Origin of the sequence: Streptomyces sp. VNUA24, assembly GCF_029167005.1 — a bacterium.
Classification (GTDB): domain Bacteria; phylum Actinomycetota; class Actinomycetes; order Streptomycetales; family Streptomycetaceae; genus Streptomyces; species Streptomyces scabiei.
The window spans coordinates 6,174,051-6,194,348 of sequence record NZ_CP119143.1; the positions used below are offsets into that span (position 1 = coordinate 6,174,051).

Sequence of the window (20,298 nt, forward strand, 5' to 3'; positions counted from 1 at the left end):
CGGCCGTCCGCTAGCGGGCCGGCCCGTCCTCATGGGCGCGCTCTTCCCGGACGCGCAGGACCTCGTCGATGCGGTCGGGGCTGAGGCGGTCGCCGTCGGTGGTCGAGGCGGCGATGATGAGGTCGCCGCAGAGTTCGATCTCGGCGAGGGCCACGTGGTCCTGAACCGCCGTACCGCCTGCCGGAGCCACGCGCATCACCTCTTCTCTGCCGCCACCGACCCCTAGGGTAGGCAGCGGGCCACAGCCCGCGCATGGCACCAACGGACCATTTCCGGCCCCGTACTCTCCGCTACTCCTCGGCGATCTTCCCGGCGTAGATGTCCTCGGGCCGCGGCAGCCGGACGGTGACGGGGACGCCGAAGTCGTACAGCAGGGTCGTCGAGGCGACGGCGACCGTGCCCTGCCTGCCGCCGTTGACGAAGCTGAACCGGTGGCGGACCTTGCGGACGCGGCCCTCGTCGTCGAGATAGGCGTCGAAGGGCACCCGGGCGGTGGCGAAGCCCCGGGCCGCGGCCCGCAGGGCGGCCCGGTTGCCCTCGGAGGCCGCGCGGGAGGCGGTGGTCAGATCGGCGGTGCCGCGGTAGTGCCGGACCCGGGTGCCGTCCACCTCGCTCTCGCCGACGAGCCGCGCCGTCCGCGTCCCGCGCAGCACCTCGGCCGCGGCGAACGGGTCGGTGGCGCCGCCGGTGACCAGATTGCCGTCGGAGAGGGTGCCCGTGTCGACGCGGACCCATTTGTCGGCGGGCACGCCCGCACCCCGGTTCTTCATGAACAGGGCGCCGGGCGCGAGGAGTTCGGTGATCGGGCGGTGCTCGCTGCGGCCGGCGGGGTCGTGCGGGAGCAGCACCTTCAGCCGGCCGAGCCGTCTGGCGTAGTCGTAGACGCCCTCGCCGTGGATGGTGACCCGGGTGCCGCCGGTGGCCATCTCCATCTCGGTGCGGGCCTTGGAGCTGCCCGCGCGGACGAGGGCCGGGGCGGCGCGGTGCAGCAGGTCCACCGGGTCGGTGGGGAGGGAGTCGTCCTCGGGGCCGCCGGGGTGGCAGCCGGTGACACCGGTCGCGCCGACTAGGAGTCCCGCCGCGACGAGTGCCGCGCCCGTTCTGCTGTGCCGCCGCGTCGCCATCGCTAGCCAACCCCCTGGCCGGGTCCGTACCGGGTCTTCTGCTCGTTCGGATAACGAGAGGCCGGAAAGGTCGTCACGCGGGAGCGCGCGGGCCGGGGAGCGCGGGTGCCCGTCGGCGGGGGCGGGCGGGGGCGGAAGGGATCGGGGCCGCCCGTCCTGGGTAACGTTGTCGGTGTGGCGCATCAAGGCGAGCCGGTACTCCCGCAACAGCATCGGACGACCACTGTCGAGCAGGGCCGGTTCTGTGTGGCGAGATGCAGCTGCGGCTGGCGCGGGCCCGCCCGGCGGGCCAGGAGCCTGGCCCGGACGGACGCGGAGGGGCACACGGCGAGCGGGGTGTGAGCGGCGGGCCGGGCGGACGTGACGCCGGCGGGCGCCGGGCGTGGCGCAGGGCCGTCAGGCGTGGCGCAGGGCCGTCAGGAACTCGTCGACCAGTTCGCGGTCGCGGGGCTGGGTGAGGCGTGCGCGGGCGGCGTCCGGGTCCAGCCAGAGGATCCGGTCCACCTCGTCGTTGGGGGTGAAGTGGCCGTCGGTCGCCTCGGCCGCCCAGTAACTCACCCGCTTGGCGCGGCCGTTGACCACGTAGTGGGCGGTGGGCAGCCGGGGGCCGGGCGCGCAGCGGTGGCCGGTCTCCTCCTCGACCTCGCGCACCGCGCCGGTGAGGGCGTCCTCGTCGCGCTTCAGCTTTCCCTTGGGATGCGACCAGTCGTCGTACTTGGGCCGGTGGACCAGGCAGATCCGCAGGTCCCCGGCCTCCGGCGAGCGGCGCCACAGGACGCAGCCGGCCGCCTGGATGACGGAGTCGCTGTTCTCGGTCACGACGTGCTCACCGCTTCCTTCTGCCAGGACTGCTGGAACGCGAACCGGGCGGCCTCGACCTCGTGACGCTGGTCGGCGTGCAGGACGCCGAGGGCGTAGGCCGTGGCCGGGGCGATCCGGGGGGTGCGGGCGGCGGTGGCCGCGGCCGAGCCCGCCTCGGAGGCGTCGCGGTGCCGGTTGAGGGCCTCGCCGGCCGCGAGGAGGCGTACGTCGACGGGGACGGCCTCGGGGTGGAGGACCTCCAGGGCGTAGCGGTGCAGGCGCAGCAGGAGCCGTACCTGGTGCCAGGGGGCGTCCTGGGGGTGTGGCGTGGTGTCCGGGGAGAGGCCGTGGACGAGGGCCTCGGCGTTGTACGGGTGGGCGGCCGTGTGCAGGGGGAGGCCGGAGACCGCGTCGCACAGGCGGTCGTGGGCGGCCGCGGCGAGGGGGCGCGGGTCCGTGGTGGGGGCGGCGGGGGAGAGCGGGACCTCGCTGGCGAGGACGGCGACGCTGTCGGCGACGGCGTGGAAGCGGCTGGAGCCGAGGGCCTGGAGGGCGGCGGAGTGGGCCCGGGTGCGGGCGAGGGTGAGCTGGCGGTCCAGCAGGGCGCCGGCCTTCGCCGCGCCGACGGTCAGGGTGCCGCGGTCCGGGGTGGCCGGGGGGCGGGTGCCGACGGCGGAGGCGGCGGGGCGGGCGGCGGAGCGGCCGCCCGCGGCGACGGTGGTGGCGGTGCGGGCCGGCATCGCCTGCTGGGCCGGGAACGGGGCCGCGCCCGAGAGGCGGTTGAGGGCGCCCACCAGGCGGTCCAGGCGGGCCGCGTAGGCGTGCTCGCGTCCCAGCGTGCCGGCCAGCCAGGCCAGTTCGGGGCGGAGCGCCTCCGACCAGTCCGTGTCCAGGAGCGGGCGGAAGGTGTGCAGGGTGCCGCTGATGCGGCGGGCCGAGCGGCGCAGGGCGAGCGCCGCGTCGGCGGACTCCCCGGCTCCCGCGGCCGCGCCCCCACCGGTCTCCCGGTGGGTGCGCAGCGCGCGGAGGAACTCCGTGGCCCGGGCCCGCAGATAGCCGGCGACGGCGTCCGCGGGCACGGCCGTGGAGTTCGTGGGGTCAAGGTGTTGCTGTGCCACGCCGGCGCCTCCGGGCGTCAATGAGCATCTCCTGGACGTTGCGCAGGGGCTGGCCGTCCGTGTCGTACGAGTGCCGGGTCCACTCGCCGTCGGGGCCGAGGTGCCAGGAGGAGGTCAGGTCGGACATGCCGGTCTCCAGCAGGCGGTTGAGGGCCGCCCGGTGGGCCGGGTCGGTGATCCGGATCAGGGCCTCGATCCGGCGGTCGAGGTTGCGGTGCATCATGTCGGCGCTGCCGAACCACACCTCGGGCTCGCCGCCGTTGCCGAAGATGAAGATCCGGGAGTGTTCGAGGAAGCGGCCGAGGACGGAGCGCACCCGGACGTTCTCCGACAGGCCCGGGACGCCGGGCCGGATGGCGCATATGCCGCGCACCCACACGTCGACCGGCACACCCGCCTGCGAGGCCCGGTAGAGGGCGTCGATGAGGGCCTCGTCCACGATCGAGTTGACCTTGATGCGGACGTGTGCGGGACGTCCGGCACGGTGGTGCTGGACCTCCTTGTTGACGCGGGCGATCAGGCCGTCGCGCAGGGACTTGGGCGCGACGAGCAGGCGGCGGTAGGTCTCGCGGCGGGAGTAGCCGGAGAGCCGGTTGAACAGGTCGGAGAGGTCCGCGCCGACCTGCGGGTCCGAGGTGAGCACGCCGAGGTCCTCGTAGAGCCGTGCCGTCTTCGGGTGGTAGTTGCCCGTGCCGACGTGGCTGTAGCGGCGGAGGGTGTCGCCCTCCTGACGGACCACCAGGGACAGCTTGCAGTGGGTCTTCAGACCGACCAGGCCGTAGACGACGTGGCAGCCGGCCTCCTCCAGCTTGCGGGCCCACTTGATGTTGGCGTGTTCGTCGAAGCGCGCCTTGATCTCGACCAGCACGAGGACCTGCTTGCCGGCCTCGGCGGCGTCGATGAGCGCGTTGACTATGGGGGAGTCGCCGGACGTCCGGTACAGGGTCTGCTTGATCGCGAGGACGTCCGGGTCCTCGGCCGCCTGCTCCAGGAACGCCTGCACCGACGTCGAGAACGAGTCGTAGGGGTGGTGCAGCAGCACGTCCCGGCTGCGCAGGGCGGCGAAGATGTCCGGCGCGGACGCCGACTCGACCTCGGCCAGGTCGCGGTGGACGCCGGCGACGAACTTGCGGTACTTCAGCTCGGGCCGGTCCAGGGAGGCGATGCGGAAGAGGCCGGTGAGGTCCAGGGGCCCGGTCAGCGGGTAGACCTCGGACTCCTTGATCTTCAGCTCGCGCACCAGCAGGTCCAGGACCTCCTGGTTGATGTTCTCCTCGACCTCCAGGCGCACCGGCGGCCCGAAGCGGCGCCGCATCAGCTCCTTCTCCAGGGCCTGGAGCAGGTTCTCGGCGTCGTCCTCCTCGACCTCCAGGTCCTCGTTGCGGGTGACCCGGAAGGCGTGGTGCTCCAGCACTTCCATGCCCGGGAACAGCTCCTCCAGATGGGCGCCGATCACGTCCTCCAGCGGGACGAACCGGCCCGGGGACGCCTCCAGGAAGCGGGACAGCAGCGGCGGGACCTTGACCCGGGCGAAGTGCGAGGTGCCGGTGACCGGGTTCTGCACGCGGACGGCCAGGTTCAGGGAGAGACCCGAGATGTACGGGAAGGGGTGCGCCGGGTCGACGGCCAGCGGCGTCAGGACCGGGAAGATCTGGTGGCGGAAGAGGGTGAAGAGGCGGGCCTGCTCCTTCTCGGCCAGCTCGCTCCAGCGGACCAGGTGCACGCCCTCCTCGGCCAGCGCCGGGGCGACGTCCTCGTGGAAGCAGGCGGCGTGCCGGGCCATCAGCTCACGGGAGCGGGCCCAGATCATCTCCAGCACCTCGCGGGGCTGGAGCCCGGAGGCGGACTTGGTGGCGACGCCGGTGGCGATGCGGCGCTTCAGGCCGGCCACGCGGACCATGAAGAACTCGTCGAGGTTGCTGGCGAAGATCGCCAGGAAGTTCGCCCGTTCGAGGAGGGGGGTGTTCGGGTCCTCGGCCAGTTCCAGGACACGTTCGTTGAAGGCGAGCCAGCTGCGTTCCCGGTCGAGGAAGCGGCCCTGCGGCAGCCTCGCGCCGCCGTGGTCCTCCTCCTCGTATCCGTCGAGGTCGGCGTCGATGTCGGGTTCCAGGTCGGAGACCGCGGCCGACACCGTGTGCGGGCGGTGGCCCGTTATGGAGCCGACGGTCGGCTGTGCGTGCTGGACCTGGTCTGCCTGGGCGTTGGACTGGCTCATGGCACCATTCTTCCGCGCCGCGAGCATCACAGGCGCGTCGGACAGGGCCGGTGGGAGTGCGGCGACGGGCGCGAGGGCGTTCGCGGCGTCGTTCTCGGCGATGTCGGCGTCGATACGGGCCACGACGTCGACGACACCGGCGGCGTGGTCCGGGGCGGCGGGCACGGTCGCACGGGGGCCGTTCCCCGCGCTCTTCCCGTTGCTTGGGCCGTTGCGTGGGGGAGGCGAGGGCTCGGGCACGACGGGGTTCATTGCCGAAGCGTCGCAAGGTCGTCTTAATCGCCGGTTACGGAGACCTTACGTGCGGGATAGCGCGGGGAGGCCCGCCGGTTCCGCGCGGACCTGCGCCGGGCCCCGGCGCACGCCGTTCCGCCGTCACGCGCCGTTCACCTTCCGTACGCCGTCGGCACACCCCTCCCCCCGTAGGAGGGGCGTGCCGGGTCGATGGGCCGGCCTGTGGCCGGGGGCCGTCAGCGGGCGCGACGGCGCAGCAGCCGGAAGGCGGCGACGGTGGCGAGGACGGCGACGGCGAGAACGACGCCGGTCATCATGAGATGCAGCGGCCAGAAGTGGGACGCCGGGTGCACCTCGGCGTACAGGTCGGTGAAGCCGTTCTTGCTCATGCACGTGGTGTAGTCGAGGTCGGAGTCGGCGTCGAAGCAGGTCAGGTCGTTCACGCGAGTGCCGGAGCGGGTGATCGCGCCCAGCTCCAGCTGGTCCGCCGTCATCGGCAGCCGACTGGCGGCGGTGCCGGTGAGCGTCGTGGACGGCCACAGCTCGTCGTACCGCACGTCGAGCCACGCGTGGAACGCGACCATGAAGCCGAGGGCCACGGTGAGGGCCGGCAGTGCCCGCCGGAGGGCGAGGCCCGCCAGGGCGCCGACGGCCAGTGCGCACAGGGCGTACGCCAGGACCACGGGGCCGCGGTTCACGAAGGGGTCGGTGTAGTACCACTCGTCGCCGCGCAGGTCCCGGTTCGAGGACCAGGCCCAGCGGTAGACCGGCACCAGGACGGCGAGGCCGGCGGTCAGCGCGACGGCGGGCACCACGAGCTTGACGGTGAGCCACCGGACCGGGGTGACGGACTGGGTCCAGGCCAGCTGGGCCGTGCCCCGCTCCAGCTCACGGCCGGTGAGCGAGGCCCCCGCCCAGGCGGCCACGGCGTAGCAGGAGTAGGCGATCAGGCTGCCTACCCAGCTCATGCCCATGGAGTAGCCGAAGGCCGACTCGAAGTCCTTGCAGCCGCCCTCCAGCTTCTGGCAGGCGGCCCGCTCGGCGCGTATGTCCGCGCCGGTGACGTACTGCAGCCAGAGCATCCACCCGACCATGAGCAGCACGTACGCGCTCCACACCAGCAGCGCCGGGCGGTGCAGACGCCACACGGTCCAGGTCAGGCCGCCGCGAGGGGGCGTGGTGCCCTCGGTGGGCGCGGTGACGGTCGCGGTGCTCATACGGTTCCTCCTGTACGGCGGCGCAGCAGGCGGAAGGCGGCCCAGACCAGCAGGGCGGTGACGGCGAGGACGATGCCGGTCTCGACGAGCTGGAGGGGCCAGAAGTGGGAGGAGGGGTGGTAGTCGGCGTAGTACCCGGTGATGTGGGGCGGGCCGCAGACGTCGTCCAGGCACTCCACGTCCGAGATGCGCTCGCCCGAGGCCATGAGGTAGCCGCGGTCCACCAGGTCGCCCTGCCAGTGCGGCTCCGGTGTCCTGGTGACGACGGTCTCGACCGGCCACAGGGCATGGCGCTGTGGCCGCAGGACGCCCATGACGACGGCCACGCCCGTGAACCCGGCGGCGAGCGCGGGCAGGGAACGGCGGATCAGCAGGCCCGCGAGGACGCCGAGGGCCAGGGCGAGCAGGGCGTACGCCGTGGCGAGGGTGCCGTTGGCCGTGAAGGCGGTGTACTCGAACCAGTCCCGGCCCGACACGGCGTGCCGCAGCCGCTCCTCCCGCGACCACACCAGCCGGTTGAGCAGGGTCAGCAGCACCGTCCCCGAGACGATCACCACGGCCGGGACGGCCAGCTTGGCGGCGAGCCAGCGGGCCGGGGTGACGGACTGGGTCCAGGCCAGCTGGGCCGTGCCGGTCTCCAGTTCGCGGCCGATCAGGGCGCCGCCCGCCCAGGCGCCGATCAGGGCGGGGGCGAGGGTGAGGATCGCGGAGCCCAGGTTGACGGGCAGTTCGTAGCTGGAGTAGGCGGGGCCCGTCGAGCAGTAGTCGAGCGGCTTGCAGCCGCTTCTGACCCAGTCGGCCCAGGCCGCGTCGAGCCCCGGTCCGGTGGCCCACACCAGTCCGCCGCCCACGAGGACCACCAGCAGTCCCCAGAACCACAGCGCCGACTGGTGCACGCGGAGCGTGGCCCGGATCAGGCCGCGGGTGGGGGACATGGCCGGGGCGGGGCCGCGCTTTCCGGGGCGGGCGGCCGGGGTCGCGGTGACCGTGGTGCTCATACGGCCGCCTCCTGAGTCCCGGCACCCTCGTCGTCGAGCAGGAGAGCCGGTGCCTGAGGTGCCCTCAGGTGGGCCAGGACCAGCTCCTCCAGGGTCGGTTCGGCGGTCTGCCAGACGGGGGCGACGGGGCCCTGGGGGCGGATGAGCGCGGTGAGCTGACGTCCCGTCGTGCGGGACTCGACGACCGTGTGCGGGGTGAGGTCGCCGGCCGGGCCGGTGACCAGGGTGTGCGCGGCGAGGATCTCGTCCAGCGGGCCCGCGAGGCGGACGCGTCCGGCGCCCAGCAGGAACAAGTGGTCGCAGGAACCCTCCAGTTCGGCCACCACGTGCGAGGACATGACAACCGTGGTGCCGTGCTCGGCGGCCTCCGCGAGCAGGGTGCCCATCAGCTGGTGCCGGGCGAGCGGGTCGAGGTCGGCCATCGGCTCGTCCAGGAGCAGCAGTTCGGGCCGCTTGCCGAGCACGAGGGCGAGCGCGACCCGGGTGCGCTGGCCGCCGGAGAGGGAGCGGACCTTGGCGGCCCGGTCCAGCCCGCCCTCGTCCACCACCCGCCCGGCGACGGCCGCGTCCCAGCGCCCGGGGTTCAGCTCATGGCCCAGCCGCAGGGTCTCGGCGACGGTGAGCTGGGGGTACAGGGGCTTGTGCTGGGCCACGTACCCGATGCGCTCGCGCGCCTCCGCCGGGGTCGTGCCCAGGACGCCGATGGTGCCCTCGGTGGGGCCGAGCAGCCCGGCCGCGTGGGCCAGGAGCGTCGACTTGCCCGCGCCGTTCGGTCCGACGACCGCGCACACCCGTCCTCTGGGCAGCCGCAGCGTGCAGTCGCGCAGTGCCCAGCCTCCCTGTCGCCACCCGAACTTCTTGCCGAGCGCGGCCGCCTCGATCGCGGTCCCCGTCATGCCTCGTCCCCCTGATCCCTCTGGTCGTGCCGATCCCCGCTGAACTGCTCGTCCAGTACGGAGGTGAAGAGCGCCGCCACGTCGTCCCGTTCGAGCCCGGTCTCCCTGGCCCGTGCCGCCCAGTCGTCCAGCTCGGCCCGCAGCGGGGAGTCGACGGGCGTGACGCCCAGCGACTTCCGGACGAACGTGCCGAGGCCGCGGCGGGCCTCGACCAGCCCTTCGCGCTCCAGCTCGCGGTAGGCCTTCAGCACCGTGTTCGGGTTGATCGCGGTGGCTTCCACGACCTCGCGGGCCGTGGGGAGCTTGTCGCCGGGTTCCAACAGGCCGAGCCGCAGGGCCTGTTTGGTCTGCTGGACGATCTGGACGTAGGTGGCGACACCGCTGCGCCGGTCGATGCGGTACTCGACCACTCGACAACCACCCTTTCACTAATTGAGTAGTGAAAGGGTGGTGCAAGAGAGGGGGCGGTGTCAACAACACCGCCCCCTGCTCGGGGAAATCTCCGGGTACGTCAGGGTCTGCCGCGGTATCTCAGGTTTCGCTGCGGTACATCAGGTCCGTCTCGTACGTCACGAAGCCCAGCCGCTCGTACACGGTCACCGCCGCCTTGTTGTCGGCGTCCACGTAGAGCATCGCGGTGGGCAGGCCCTGGGCGGCGAGGTGGCGCAGGCCGATCGTGGTGAGGGCCCTGCCGAGGCCGCCGCCCTGCGCGCCGGGGCGCACGCCGACGACGTAGACCTCGCCGAGCTGTTCCGCGGCGTGCGCCTTCGTCCAGTGGAAGCCGACCAGTTCCTCTCCCCGGAAGGCCAGGAAGAACCCGGCCGGGTCGAACCAGGGTTCGCCCTTGCGGTCGTCGAGGTCGCGCTGGGTCAGGGAGCCCTGCTCGGGGTGGTGGGCGAACGCCTCCGCGTTGGCGGCGAGCCAGGCCGCGTCGTCCTCGCCGGGGACGAAGGCGCGGACGGTGACTCCCTCGGGCAGGACCGGCTCGGCGGGGTCGAAGTCGGTCAGGGAGCGGCGCATCTGGCGCAGTTCGCGGAAGAGGGTCAGGCCGAGGACCTGGGCGAGATGGCGGGCGGCGGAGTGGCCGCCGTGCGCCCAGACGCGCAGGCGCTTGCCCGACTCGGCCAGCAGGGCGGAGCCGAGGGCCCGGCCGTGGCCGTGACCCCGATGGGAGGGGTGGACGACCAGCTCGGCGGCGGGCGCCTCGACGGGGTCGTTGTCCTCCAGCTGGGCGTAACCGACCAGATCCTCGCCGACGCTGAGGAGGAGGTGGCGTACGCCTTCCCGGGGGCCGCCGCGGAGCTGGAGGCGGCCCTGCTCGGAGACCGCCTGCTGGCCGTCCACCTGGGCGGCCTCGTCCAGCAGCGCGAGTACGGCGTCCTTCTGGGCGGCGGTCAGGTCCGGGCGGGTCTCGATGCGGCGCGCTCCGCTGGGCTGGGCCGTGTCGTCGCTGGTCATGGGTTCGAGATTAACCGGGGGTGCGGTGGGGGCGCGCCTATGAGCCCGGCCGGTTCCGCGGTCTTTGCGGGTGCGGCTTGAATCTGGCTGGTCGCGCAGGTCCCCGCACCCCTTCGGGGCGCGCCGTTCGCCCCCTTTCGTCACCAGTCCTCCTTGATGGCAACCAGGTCGTAACCATGAACCCCCTGTCGCGCTACGCGCGTTGACCCTACGCTTCGGGCCGACGGGGCCTGTTCTCACGTTTTCCTTACTTCTCACGAATCCAGGGGGGCACATGTCAGCCACACCCCAAGCGCGGCGCCGCCGCAATCGGATCCTCGCCGCCGCGGCCGGCCTGGCGACCGTCGGGGCGCTGGCCGCCGCGATGCCGGCGAGCGCCGGTGAGGCGCCGTCGCACAAGCCCGGCAAGACCAAGCCGCGCTACCAGGACGTGCAGCTGCTGTCGTTCAACGACCTGCACGGCAACCTGGAGCCGCCGGCCGGTTCCTCGGGCCGGGTGACCGAGCTGCACCACGACGGTACGACCACGACGATCAACGCCGGTGGTGTCGAGTACCTGGCCACGCACCTGCGCGAGGCCCGCAAGGCCAACGCGAAGTTCTCGATCACGGCCGCCGCCGGTGACATGGTCGGCGCCTCCCCGCTGATCTCGGGCCTGTTCCACGACGAGCCCACCATCGAGGCGCTGAACGGGCTCGACCTCGACGTCACGAGCGTCGGCAACCACGAGTTCGACGAGGGCGCCAAGGAACTGCGCCGTCTGCAGAAGGGCGGCTGCCACAAGGTCGACGGCTGCTACGTCGACGGCAAGAAGTTCAAGGGCGCCGACTTCCCGTACCTCGCGGCGAACGTCATCGAGGAGAAGACCGGCAAGCCGCTCCTGAAGCCCTACTGGGTGTGGAAGAAGAACGGCGTCAAGGTCGGCTTCATCGGTGTGACGCTGGAGGACACCCCGGGTGTCGTCTCCGCCGAGGGCGTCAAGGGCCTCAAGTTCAAGGACGAGGTCGAGACGATCAACAAGTACGCCAAGGAGCTGGAGGACCAGGGCGTCAAGTCGGTCGTCGCGCTGATCCACGAGGGCGGCGCCCCCGCCTCCCAGTCGTACAACTACGACTGCGACTCGCCCGGCGCCGGTGACGGCATCTCCGGTCCGATCGTCGACATCGCCAAGAACATCACGCCGAAGGTCGACGCCCTCGTCACGGGCCACACGCACGCCGCGTACGCCTGCACGATCAACGACCCGGCGGGCAAGCCGCGCATGGTCACCTCGGCCGCGTCCTTCGGCCGCCTCTACACCGACACGACGCTGACGTACGACCGTGTGACCGGCGACATCGCCCGTACGGCCGTGAAGTCCGCGAACCACGTGGTCACCCGGACCGTGCCGAAGGCCGCCGACATGACGGCCCTCATCAGCAGGTGGAACACCCTCGCCGCCCCCATCGGCAACCGCGCCATCGGCTACATCTCCGCCGACGTGCCCAGCACCGGCACCGAGTCGCCGATGGGTGACCTCATCGCCGACGCGCAGTACTGGTACGGCAAGTCGCTGGACCCGGAGGTCGACCTCGCGCTGATGAACCCCGGTGGTGTGCGCGCGCCGCTCACCTACGCGGCCAAGGGCACCGAGGGCGACGGCGTGGTCACCTACGCCGAGGGCTTCACGGTCCAGCCGTTCTCGAACACGGTCAACCTGCAAGACTTCAAGGGCTCGCAGATCATCCAGGTCCTCAAGGAGCAGGTCAGCGGTTCGAACACCGCCGCGCCGAAGGTGCTGCTGCCGTCGTCCGGTCTGACGTACACGCTCGACCTGCGCAAGTCCGGCGCCGACCGCGTCCTCGCCGACACCGTCAAGCTCAACGGCGTCGCCATCGACCCGAACGCCACCTACCGTGTCGCCACCAACAGCTTCCTCGCGGGCGGCGGCGACGGGTTCACCACCCTGGGCCTGGGCACGAACGACCGGGTCGGCGCGGACGACCTCAGCGCGCTGGAGCAGTACCTGCTGGCCAACTCCTCGGCGAGCAGCCCGATCGCGCCCCCGGCCGCCAACCGGATCACGATCCTCAACTAGTCACCCCGCCCCGCGGGCCGCTCGGCAAAGAAGGTTCCCCGCGCCCCTCCTGGGGGGTGCGGGGAACCTTTTTCGTCACCGACGCGGCGCGCGGGCGGGCGGGAGCCTCACTTGGCGCAGGTCTTCGGGTCCAGCTTCTGCTCCCACTTGTCCTCGCGGCCGTCGGGCTGGCCGTTGGGCAGGAGCTTGTCGGAGGTGCCGTCGATGTAGTAGCCGTACGAGTAGATCGTGCGGTAGGAGCGGTTGCGCCAGGTGTGGACGGTCTTCTCGCCGTTGCCCTTGTTCCAGGAGTAGTCCTCGACGTAGAAGATCGGGTTGACGCGGACCACGCGCTGGAACGGCGTCCACGTGACGGCGATCTGCGTGCACGGCGGGATGGTCTTCTCGCTGCGGCGCTCGAAGCTCGACGACTTCTCCCAGCCCCACTCGTACGAGAAGCTGCCGCCCGCGCTGCCGGAGAAGATGCTCTTGGCCACGGACAGGCTGATCTCCGCGCCGACGCTCTTCTTCGCGAACGTCTTCGTGCTGTAGCTGCTGACGAAGGTCTCCTTGTCGTCCTTCGAGCCCCGGTTGCCGATCCAGGGGGAGGTACGGACGGGGGCGCCCGTGGTGGACCAGGTCGACGCCTGCGCGTTGCCGCACCAGCCGCGGAAGGTCTCCCAGTCGCCGGCCGGCAGCCACAGGCCGACGACGTCCCGCAGGTACTCGTCCCGCGTCTTGAACTGACCCGTACGGACGTTGAGCGCGCCGTACACGCCCGTGAGGCTCGTCCTCTGGCCGCAGAGCCGCTCGATCATCGAGTCGGTGTTGCCGGGGTCCACGCCCCGGATGTTCGTGGCGCCGCCGGGCCCGCCGGCCGCCTGCGCCGAGCCGGAGCCGGCGAGGAGGCCGGACACGGCCAGCGCGGTGGAGGCGGCGACGAGGGCGCCCTTCTTGAGGGATGCCCTGACCTTGAGTGCGGTTCGCATAGCTGTGCGCTCCTACGGATGTACGCCGGCGTCGGCAGCCACCGGTTCGGTCGTCTGGGGAACGAGGAACTCGAAGAACTCCCCGGTAGGGAACACGACCGACCTCACAGCGGCGTCAGAGCCTCCTCCGGCTCTTCTCAGAAACATGTCACGAACACGTCACGACTGGCCGCCCCTGCTGACCGCGATCCGCAGCACGTCCTCCAGCGACTCCGCCGCCCGTGTCAGCGCGAACCGCACCGCCCGCTCCCCGGCCGCCGCGTCCGCCAGTACGGCCCTGCTCCCGGCCAGCACCGCTTCCGCCGACCCGAGTTGGGACACCTCCACACTGTCCGCGAGGAGGGAGAGGGGGCCGGGGTGGGCGGTGTCCGGGTCGAGATAGCAGGGCTTGCCGTCTGGGGTGGTCCACGGCAGCAGACGCAGTCCGTCCCTCATGCCGGGACCTCGATGCGGTGGTAGCCGAAGACGTCGTGGCTGTACAGCTCCTCCGCGCTGAGCACGTAGGGCCGTACGAGGGTGTCGTAGCGCTCGAAGGGCCAGATGTCGTCGGGCCGGTGCGGCGGGGGAGGAGGGGCGGGTTCCGTCGGCTCCTCCGCCTCGGGTGGCGGGGGACCGGGCGCGGCCCAGCGGAGCAGTGCCTCGCAGAGCCGGACGAGGAGTGCGCGCATGGCGGTGCCTCGGCTTTCGTCTCAGGGTTTTTTCAGGGTCGTCCTGACGAGCGGTGATGACCGTTCGTGTCCTGATCGTCACGGCTGGGTCCTACGCTGCGGAAGGGGGTCGGCGTTGTCTGGCGCCCCAGACAACGGTGAGGGGTGACGTGGGCGAACTGGTTGACGTACAGGACGAGTCGGGGCGTGTCACGCTGGGGCGGACCCTGCTCCTCCTGCGCGAGAAGGCGGGCAAGACGCTGACCCAGCTGGCGTCGGAGACCTCGTACGACAAGAGCTATCTCTATCGCCTGGAGAAGGGGGAGCGGCTCTCCAAGCGGGCGGTGATGGAGGACCTGGACACCTACTACGAGTCGGGTGGCCTGCTGGTTCGCCTCTGGCGGGACGCGCGCAAGGAGGTGATCAAGGACAAGTACAAGGCGTTCATGGAGCTGGAGGCGACGGCTCGGGTCATGTGGATGTTCCAGCTCCGCGTGCCGGGCATCTTGCAGACCGAGGACTACGCCCGCACGGTGTTGTCGGGGTTGTCTGGAGCCCAGACAACGGCAGGCAACAGCGATGCGATCGAGGAGCAGGTGGCTGCGCGGCTGGGGCGGCAGGAACTGCTGTACCGAGACCCGGCGCCGAGCGTCCGCGTGATCCTCGACGAGGGGGCGGTGCGGCCCGTGCCGAAGGTGAAGGTGTGGAAGGACCAGCTCTCGCACTTGGTGGAGACCGCGGAGTTGCCCTCCGTCACGATTCAGGTCGTTCCCTGGGCGGCCGGTGTGCATGACCTCATGGACAGCCACCTCTGGCTTTTCTGGCAGCGGACCGGCGATCCCGTCGCGTACGTGGAGGGCAATGGGATCGGCGAGTTGATCGATGATCCGGACAAGGTCCTGGCCTTCCGGCTGTCCTACGATCTCGTTCGGGACGCGGCGCTGCCTCCGGCCGAGTCGATCGCGTTCATCAAACGACTTCTGGAGGAGCGCAGATCATGAACCGGACCCTCGACCTCGGCGCCGCTGCGTGGCGCAAGTCGTCCTACAGCGACGGGGGCGGGACGAACTGCCTCGAAGTCGCCGACGAAGTCCCCGGCATAGTCCCCGTCCGGGACAGCAAGGCCCCGGACCGCCGTCCCCTCCTGTTCACCGCCGGTGCCTGGTCCGCCTTCGTCGAGGGCGTCGCGGCGGACTGAGCACCTTCGGGTGAATGCGGGCCGGAACGGTGCGCCCCCGGTCCTACGGTGAGGCCATGACAGAGACCACCACCATCCAGGTGTCCAAGCAAGCCCGTGATCATCTCGCCCAGGTGGCCGAGGAACGCGGTATGACCCTTGGCCGGCTGATCGAGCAGCTGGCCAAGGAGCAGCCGACGGCGCAGCAGATCGCGGAGCGGGTCGCGGCTGATCGCAAGGTGCTGCGTGAGCAGATGGGGTGCACGCTCACGGACGAGGAGTTCGACAACGGGCCGGACGTACTGGCCAACGTCTACGCGATGGCTGCCGAGAAGATGCTCTCCGGCCGCCGGACGACGCGCTCGGACCGGGGGCACACCGGGTGATCGTGCTCGACACGGGCTTCCACTGACCCCGAGCACCCCGGCCCGCACCCCCACTCACACCCCCGCCGCCTCCCCCGGCGGCGGAGTCGCCGCGCCCGGCAGCCGGACCGTCGCCAGGGTGCCGCCGCCGTCCGCCCGGGACAGGGACACCTCGCCGCCCGCCTGTTCGACCGTGCGGGCCACGATGGACAGGCCCAGGCCCGAGCCCGGCAGGGCCCGCGCGCTGGGGGAGCGCCAGAAGCGGTCGAAGACGTGGGGGAGTTCGTCGGCGGGGATGCCGGGGCCGTGGTCGCGGACCCGGAGGACACCCCCGTCGAGGGAGACCTCGATCGAGCCGCCCTCGGGGCTGAACTTCACCGCGTTGTCGAGGATGTTGACGATGGCCCGCTCCAGCGCGGACGGCTCGGAGCGGACGTACCAGGGCTGGAGGTCCGCCGTGATCGTCAGCTCGGGGCCGCGCAGCCGGGCCCGGCGCAGGGCCGCCTCCACGGTCTCCTGGAAGTCGACCACCTGGAGGTGCCGGCCGCCCTGCTGACCCGCCTCCGAGCGCGACAGCTCCTGGAGGTCGCCTATCAGCGCGGCCAGTTCGGTCATCTGGGCCTTCACCGAGGCGAGCAGGGCCTTGCGGTCGTCCGCCGGGATGGGGCGGCCCGTCTCCTCGCTGCGGGTGAGGAGTTCGATGTTGGTGCGGAGCGAGGTGAGCGGCGTACGGAGTTCGTGGCCGGCGTCGGCGATCAGCTGCTGCTGCAGTTCGCGGGAGCTGGCGAGGGCGCTCGTCATCGAGTTGAAGGAACGGGACAGGCGCGCGACCTCGTCCTCGCTCCGCTCCTCCACGGGGATGCGGATGCCCAGGTCCTCGGTGCGCGCCACGTGCTCGACGGCCTCGGTGAGCTTGTCGACCGGCCGCAGACCCGCACGTGCCACGGCCAGACCGGCCGCTCCGGCACCGACGACCCCGATGCCGGAGACGAGGAGGAGGATGAGGGCGAGGTCGTTGAGGGTGGACTGGGTGCCCTTGAGGGGGAGCGCGACGACGATCGCCGCGTTGGACGTCTCGCCGGTGGCACGGTCGGTGAGGGTCACCGGCTCGGTCATGATCCGTACGTCGGCGCCCTCCGAGTCGGTGCCGTTGCGGAAGAGGGCGAGACCGCGGTCCGTGCCGCTGACGATCTCCTCGTCGCCCGCGCTGACGTTCACCAGGCCCGCGGAGAAGGGCAGCACACAGGGCGTCCCGTTCTCCAGGATCACCTGGAAGTAGGTGTTCTGGGGGCCCTGGCGGCCGTCGTTCTTCGCCGGGACCTGAGTGCAGGAATTGACCGCCTGTGCGGCCGTGTTCCGCATCATGCCCATGGACTTCTTCAGGTCGTCGTTGAGCTGGTCGTACAGCTTCCCCTGCACGATGAACCAGCACGTCACCGACACCGCCGCCACCGCGAACGCCACCGCCGCCGCGACCAGCATCGCCAGCCGCGCCCGGATCGGCAGGGACCGGTAGCGGCCCAGGAGCCGTCTCACTCCGCGCCGCCCTGCCGCAGGACGTACCCGACACCCCGCACCGTGTGCACGAGCCGCGGCTCGCCGCCCGCCTCGGTCTTGCGGCGCAGGTACATGACGTACACGTCGAGGGAGTTGGAGGACGGCTCGAAGTCGAAGCCCCAGACCGCCTTCAGGATCTGCTCCCGCGTGAGGACCTGGCGCGGGTGCGCCATGAACATCTCCAGCAGCGTGAACTCCGTACGCGTCAGCTCCACCGGGCGCGCGCCCCGCGTGACCTCGCGCGTCGCCAGGTCCATCCGCAGGTCCGCGAAGGTGAGCGCCTCGTCCACCTCGGCGGTGTCGGCGAGGGCGGACGCGTAGGTGCTGCGGCGCAGCAACGCCCGTACCCGGGCGAAGAGTTCGTCCAGTTCGAACGGCTTGACCAGGTAGTCGTCCGCGCCGGCGTCGAGGCCGGTGACACGGTCGCCGACGGTGTCGCGGGCCGTGAGCATCAGGATCGGGGTGGTGTCGCCGGCGCCGCGGATACGGCGGGCCGCGGTCAGCCCGTCCATCCGCGGCATCTGGACGTCGAGGATCACCAGGTCCGGCCGGTACGCGGTCGCCTTCTCCAGCGCGTCCGCGCCGTCGACGGCGACCTCGGTGCCGTAGCCCTCGAAGGCGAGGCTGCGCTTGAGCGCGTCGCGCACCGCCGGCTCGTCGTCGACGATGAGGATGCGCTGGGGTTCGGGGGCACCTTCGGCGGGGCTCATGTGGGTGTCGTCCTCGTGTGGGATGGGGTACGGGGCCGGGGGCGCCGTAGGGGGCTGGTCGCGCGGTTCTCGTCCTAGCCTTGCACGTCACCCGGCCGCGCAATAGCGCGTGCGGATCAGCCGCGGATCAGCCGCGGACCGGGCGCGGATCAGCCGCGGACCGGGCGTCGGCGGGGCCGGCCAGCCGTGGCGCGACGGGCCGGGGCGGCGACGGCGGACGCCACCTCGGGGGCCCTCGTCACCGCCGGGTGCAGCTCGGCCGCCACCGCGAGGGCGAGGCCCAGCCCGGCCGGGTCGCCGGCGGTCTCCACGTCGTGCGAAATCTGCGTGATCATGTCGAACTCCTTTGGACTGCACGGGGCTGGAGGGGACTGCACGGGCCTGGCCGGAAGCGGTGCGGACCTCAGTCCGAGCCGCCCGCCCGCAGCGTGCTCAGGTCGGCCTTGACCGTGTTGACCGGGATCGCGAAGCCGAGGCCCACGCTGCCGGCGCTGGAGGAGGAGGCGTCCGCGGCGGAGTACATCGCCGAGTTGATGCCGATGATGTTGCCGTTCATGTCGATGAGGGCGCCGCCGGAGTTGCCCGGGTTCAGCGAGGCGTCCGTCTGGAGGGCCTTGTACGTCGTCGTCGACGAGCCCGTGTCGCCGTTGAACTGCTGGCCGCCGAACTCGAACGGCCACTGCCCGCCGCCGCCACCGCCCTGCTGCTGGCCCTGGCTCTCGTCCGTCGAGACCGTCACGTCACGGTCGAGGGCGGAGACGATGCCGCTGGTGACCGTGCCGGTCAGACCCTCGGGGGAGCCGATCGCCACGACCTGGTCGCCGACCTTGACGCCGGCGGAGTCGCCGAGCGTGGCAGTCTTCAGCCCGGAGGCGTTCCGCAGCTTGATGAGGGCGAGGTCCTTCTTGCTGTCCGTGCCCACGACCTCGGCCGTGTAGGTCTTGCCGTTGCTCGTCGACACCTTGATCTGGGAGGCGCCGGCGATGACGTGGTTGTTGGTGACGATCTCGCCGTCACTGGTGATGATCACACCGGAACCGGTGGACTCACCGGCGTTCGAGCTGGCGTTGATCTCCACGATGCTCGGGCTGACCGCCGAGGCGACCCCGGCGACGGTGCCCTTCTGGCTGGTCGGCACCACGCTCGTGCTGGTGGAGCTGGAGGTCGCGCTGTTCGTGCCGGTCAGCTCCTGGATGCCGTACGCCGTACCGCCGCCGATCGCCGCCGCGACGAACGCCACGGCCGCCACCAGCGCGATCGGACCCCGGCTCCGCCTTCTCGACGGGGCGGGCGCCGGTGCCGGTGCCGTCAGCGTCCCCGTGCCCGCTCCCGCCGTCGCCGAGGCCGGCTCGTACGCCGGCGGAGGCGGCCACTCCGGGTTCACCGGGGCGGAGGCGGGCTGCTGCTGGAGGTACGCGGGCTGCTGCTGGGTCTCGCCCTGGGCGTACCCGGAGTGCTGCTGCTGACCCTGGTAGGGGTTCTCACCCTGGTAGGGGTTCTCGTACTCGCCGCTGCGGCGGAAGCTCTCGGTCATGACTCAGAGCCTGCCGCCCGACCATGAGACGTTCCTGAGTGCTCCCTGAGAACCGAACCAGAAGCTCGTTCGCCCCATATAAAGGCGCCGGGCCCGCCAGACATGGGAAAGCAAGGAAGCATCGTGAGAGGAGCGATGACCTACCCGGTGTTCAGCGGCCGGCCGGCCCCGATGGGGCTACGCGCACCCGCACGACCGCCGGGCCACCAGCGTCGACGGGAACAGCTTCACCCGCTCGCGCCGGGACCCGGCCACCCGGATCCCGTCGTCCAGCACCAGGTCCACCGCCGCCCGTGCCATCCCCGTACGGTCCGTCGCGATCGTCGTCAGCGGCGGATCGGTCAGCGCCGCCTCCTTGACGTCGTCGAACCCGACGACGGCCAGCTCGCTCGGCACCTCGATGCGCAGCTCGCGCGCGGCCCGCAGCACACCGATCGCCTGGTCGTCGGTGGAGCAGAAGATCGCCGGCGGCCGGTCCGGCCCGGCCAGCAGCTTGAGCGCCACCTGATAGGCGTCGTACCGGTTGTAGGGGGCCTGGAAGAGCCGGCCCTCGGTGGGGATGCCGGCCTCGTCCATGGCGCGCCGCCAGCCCTCGACGTGGTCGGAGACGGGGTCGCCGACGAGCGGGGTCTCGGCGATGCCGCCCAGGCAGGCGACGTACGCGTACCCGTGCGACAGGAGGTGCTCCACGGCGAGCTTCGCGCCGCCGATGTCGTCGGTCACCACGGCCACGTCGTCGATCGCCTCGGGCCGCTCGTGCAGCAGCACGACCCGCGCGTCCCACGCCTCTATCTCGGCGGCCGCGTTGTCGTTCAGGGCGTGGCTGACGAGGATCAGTCCGGAGACCCGCATCCCGAGGAACGCCCGCAGATAGTGGACCTCGCGCTCGGCGACGTAGTCGGTGTTGCCGACGAGCACCATCTTTCCGCGCTCGGCGGCGGCCTGCTCCACGGCGTGGGTCATCTCGCCGAAGAAGGGCTGGCGCGCGTCCGGCACGATCATGCCTATGAGGTCCGTGCGCCGGGAGGCCATCGCCTGGGCGACGCGGTCGGGCCGGTACGACAGTTCCTTGATCGCGGCGAGGACACGCTCGCGCGTGGCCGGGGCGACCGGCCGGGGTCCGTTGTTGATGACGTAGCTCACGACGGCGGTCGAGGTACCCGCCAGTCGTGCCACGTCATCCCGAGTCACCTTGGCCACGC

The 20,298-nt window shown here is 71.7% G+C and carries 22 protein-coding genes; 4 read left to right on the forward strand and 18 right to left on the reverse strand.

Translation table 11 applies throughout. The annotated features are described in order from the left end of the window. Positions 1-10 precede the first annotated feature (10 nt). From PYR72_RS26415 to mshD, 10 genes are all read right to left on the reverse strand, one after another. A complete protein-coding gene (locus PYR72_RS26415; RefSeq protein WP_275457613.1) occupies positions 11-196 on the reverse strand; it encodes a hypothetical protein in 186 nt (61 codons plus the stop codon). 94 nt (positions 197-290) lie between these two features. Then, the gene (locus tag PYR72_RS26420) at positions 291-1,124 is read right to left on the reverse strand and encodes a hypothetical protein (protein ID WP_275457614.1); all 834 of its coding nucleotides are present in this window, start codon (positions 1,122-1,124) and stop codon (positions 291-293) included. A 396-nt stretch (positions 1,125-1,520) separates the two neighbouring features. Further along, on the reverse strand, positions 1,521-1,943 hold the full coding sequence (locus PYR72_RS26425; protein WP_275457615.1) for an NUDIX hydrolase: 423 nt from the start codon (positions 1,941-1,943) through the stop codon (positions 1,521-1,523). Beyond that, positions 1,940-3,043, reverse strand: a complete 1,104-nt coding sequence (locus tag PYR72_RS26430; protein ID WP_275457616.1) for a CHAD domain-containing protein — start codon at positions 3,041-3,043, stop codon at positions 1,940-1,942. Before PYR72_RS26430 ends, PYR72_RS26425 begins: the two co-directional genes overlap by 4 nt. Next, the gene (locus PYR72_RS26435) at positions 3,024-5,258 is read right to left on the reverse strand and encodes an RNA degradosome polyphosphate kinase (RefSeq protein ID WP_275460521.1); all 2,235 of its coding nucleotides are present in this window, start codon (positions 5,256-5,258) and stop codon (positions 3,024-3,026) included. The genes PYR72_RS26430 and PYR72_RS26435 overlap by 20 nt, the downstream gene beginning before the upstream one ends. 470 nt (positions 5,259-5,728) lie before the next feature. After that, positions 5,729-6,709, reverse strand: a complete 981-nt coding sequence (locus tag PYR72_RS26440) for an ABC transporter permease (protein WP_275457617.1) — start codon at positions 6,707-6,709, stop codon at positions 5,729-5,731. Beyond that, a complete protein-coding gene (locus tag PYR72_RS26445) occupies positions 6,706-7,707 on the reverse strand; it encodes an ABC transporter permease (protein WP_275457618.1) in 1,002 nt (333 codons plus the stop codon). Before PYR72_RS26445 ends, PYR72_RS26440 begins: the two co-directional genes overlap by 4 nt. Beyond that, positions 7,704-8,603 (reverse strand): ABC transporter ATP-binding protein, encoded by a 900-nt coding sequence (locus tag PYR72_RS26450; RefSeq protein ID WP_275457619.1) that lies wholly within the window; start codon positions 8,601-8,603, stop codon positions 7,704-7,706. Before PYR72_RS26450 ends, PYR72_RS26445 begins: the two co-directional genes overlap by 4 nt. Further along, positions 8,600-9,013, reverse strand: coding sequence for a GntR family transcriptional regulator (locus PYR72_RS26455; protein ID WP_275457620.1), 414 nt, complete (start codon positions 9,011-9,013; stop codon positions 8,600-8,602). The genes PYR72_RS26450 and PYR72_RS26455 overlap by 4 nt, the downstream gene beginning before the upstream one ends. Positions 9,014-9,134: 121 nt before the next feature. After that, the gene (mshD, locus tag PYR72_RS26460) at positions 9,135-10,061 is read right to left on the reverse strand and encodes a mycothiol synthase (RefSeq protein ID WP_275457621.1); all 927 of its coding nucleotides are present in this window, start codon (positions 10,059-10,061) and stop codon (positions 9,135-9,137) included. Positions 10,062-10,335: 274 nt separating this feature from the next. Here mshD and PYR72_RS26465 point away from each other — a divergent pair, with 274 nt between their 5' ends. Beyond that, positions 10,336-12,138, forward strand: coding sequence for a bifunctional metallophosphatase/5'-nucleotidase (locus PYR72_RS26465; RefSeq protein ID WP_275457622.1), 1,803 nt, complete (start codon positions 10,336-10,338; stop codon positions 12,136-12,138). A gap of 107 nt (positions 12,139-12,245) precedes the next feature. Here the strand turns inward: PYR72_RS26465 and PYR72_RS26470 are convergent, their stop codons facing one another. From PYR72_RS26470 to PYR72_RS26480, 3 genes are all read right to left on the reverse strand, one after another. Continuing rightward, positions 12,246-13,106 carry a hypothetical protein gene (locus PYR72_RS26470; protein WP_275457623.1) on the reverse strand — a complete coding sequence of 287 codons (861 nt, stop codon included), beginning with the start codon at positions 13,104-13,106 and terminating at the stop codon, positions 12,246-12,248. Positions 13,107-13,265: 159 nt separating this feature from the next. After that, positions 13,266-13,541, reverse strand: a complete 276-nt coding sequence (locus PYR72_RS26475) for a hypothetical protein (protein WP_275457624.1) — start codon at positions 13,539-13,541, stop codon at positions 13,266-13,268. Further along, the gene (locus PYR72_RS26480; protein ID WP_275457625.1) at positions 13,538-13,774 is read right to left on the reverse strand and encodes a hypothetical protein; all 237 of its coding nucleotides are present in this window, start codon (positions 13,772-13,774) and stop codon (positions 13,538-13,540) included. Before PYR72_RS26480 ends, PYR72_RS26475 begins: the two co-directional genes overlap by 4 nt. A gap of 149 nt (positions 13,775-13,923) precedes the next feature. Here PYR72_RS26480 and PYR72_RS26485 point away from each other — a divergent pair, with 149 nt between their 5' ends. The 3 genes from PYR72_RS26485 to PYR72_RS26495 are packed head-to-tail and all read left to right on the forward strand — an operon-like array spanning position 13,924 to position 15,316. Beyond that, positions 13,924-14,754 carry a helix-turn-helix transcriptional regulator gene (locus PYR72_RS26485; RefSeq protein WP_275457626.1) on the forward strand — a complete coding sequence of 277 codons (831 nt, stop codon included), beginning with the start codon at positions 13,924-13,926 and terminating at the stop codon, positions 14,752-14,754. Continuing rightward, positions 14,751-14,951 carry a DUF397 domain-containing protein gene (locus PYR72_RS26490; protein ID WP_275457627.1) on the forward strand — a complete coding sequence of 67 codons (201 nt, stop codon included), beginning with the start codon at positions 14,751-14,753 and terminating at the stop codon, positions 14,949-14,951. The genes PYR72_RS26485 and PYR72_RS26490 overlap by 4 nt, the downstream gene beginning before the upstream one ends. A gap of 56 nt (positions 14,952-15,007) precedes the next feature. Beyond that, the gene (locus tag PYR72_RS26495; protein ID WP_275457628.1) at positions 15,008-15,316 is read left to right on the forward strand and encodes a hypothetical protein; all 309 of its coding nucleotides are present in this window, start codon (positions 15,008-15,010) and stop codon (positions 15,314-15,316) included. Positions 15,317-15,370: 54 nt separating this feature from the next. On the opposite strand, the gene PYR72_RS26500 is transcribed toward PYR72_RS26495, so the two are convergent. The 5 genes from PYR72_RS26500 to PYR72_RS26520 all read right to left on the reverse strand — a co-directional run bounded on the left by PYR72_RS26500 (position 15,371) and on the right by PYR72_RS26520 (position 20,296). Next, entirely contained in the window at positions 15,371-16,831 is a 1,461-nt protein-coding gene (locus PYR72_RS26500; protein WP_275457629.1) for a HAMP domain-containing sensor histidine kinase, read from the reverse strand. Next, on the reverse strand, positions 16,828-17,562 hold the full coding sequence (locus PYR72_RS26505; protein ID WP_275457630.1) for a response regulator transcription factor: 735 nt from the start codon (positions 17,560-17,562) through the stop codon (positions 16,828-16,830). The genes PYR72_RS26500 and PYR72_RS26505 overlap by 4 nt, the downstream gene beginning before the upstream one ends. 149 nt (positions 17,563-17,711) lie before the next feature. Further along, on the reverse strand, positions 17,712-17,897 hold the full coding sequence (locus PYR72_RS26510) for a hypothetical protein (protein WP_059084261.1): 186 nt from the start codon (positions 17,895-17,897) through the stop codon (positions 17,712-17,714). A 68-nt stretch (positions 17,898-17,965) separates the two neighbouring features. Further along, the gene (locus tag PYR72_RS26515) at positions 17,966-19,096 is read right to left on the reverse strand and encodes a trypsin-like peptidase domain-containing protein (protein WP_275457631.1); all 1,131 of its coding nucleotides are present in this window, start codon (positions 19,094-19,096) and stop codon (positions 17,966-17,968) included. A 177-nt stretch (positions 19,097-19,273) separates the two neighbouring features. Then, entirely contained in the window at positions 19,274-20,296 is a 1,023-nt protein-coding gene (locus PYR72_RS26520; protein ID WP_275457632.1) for a LacI family DNA-binding transcriptional regulator, read from the reverse strand. Positions 20,297-20,298: the final 2 nt, after the last annotated feature.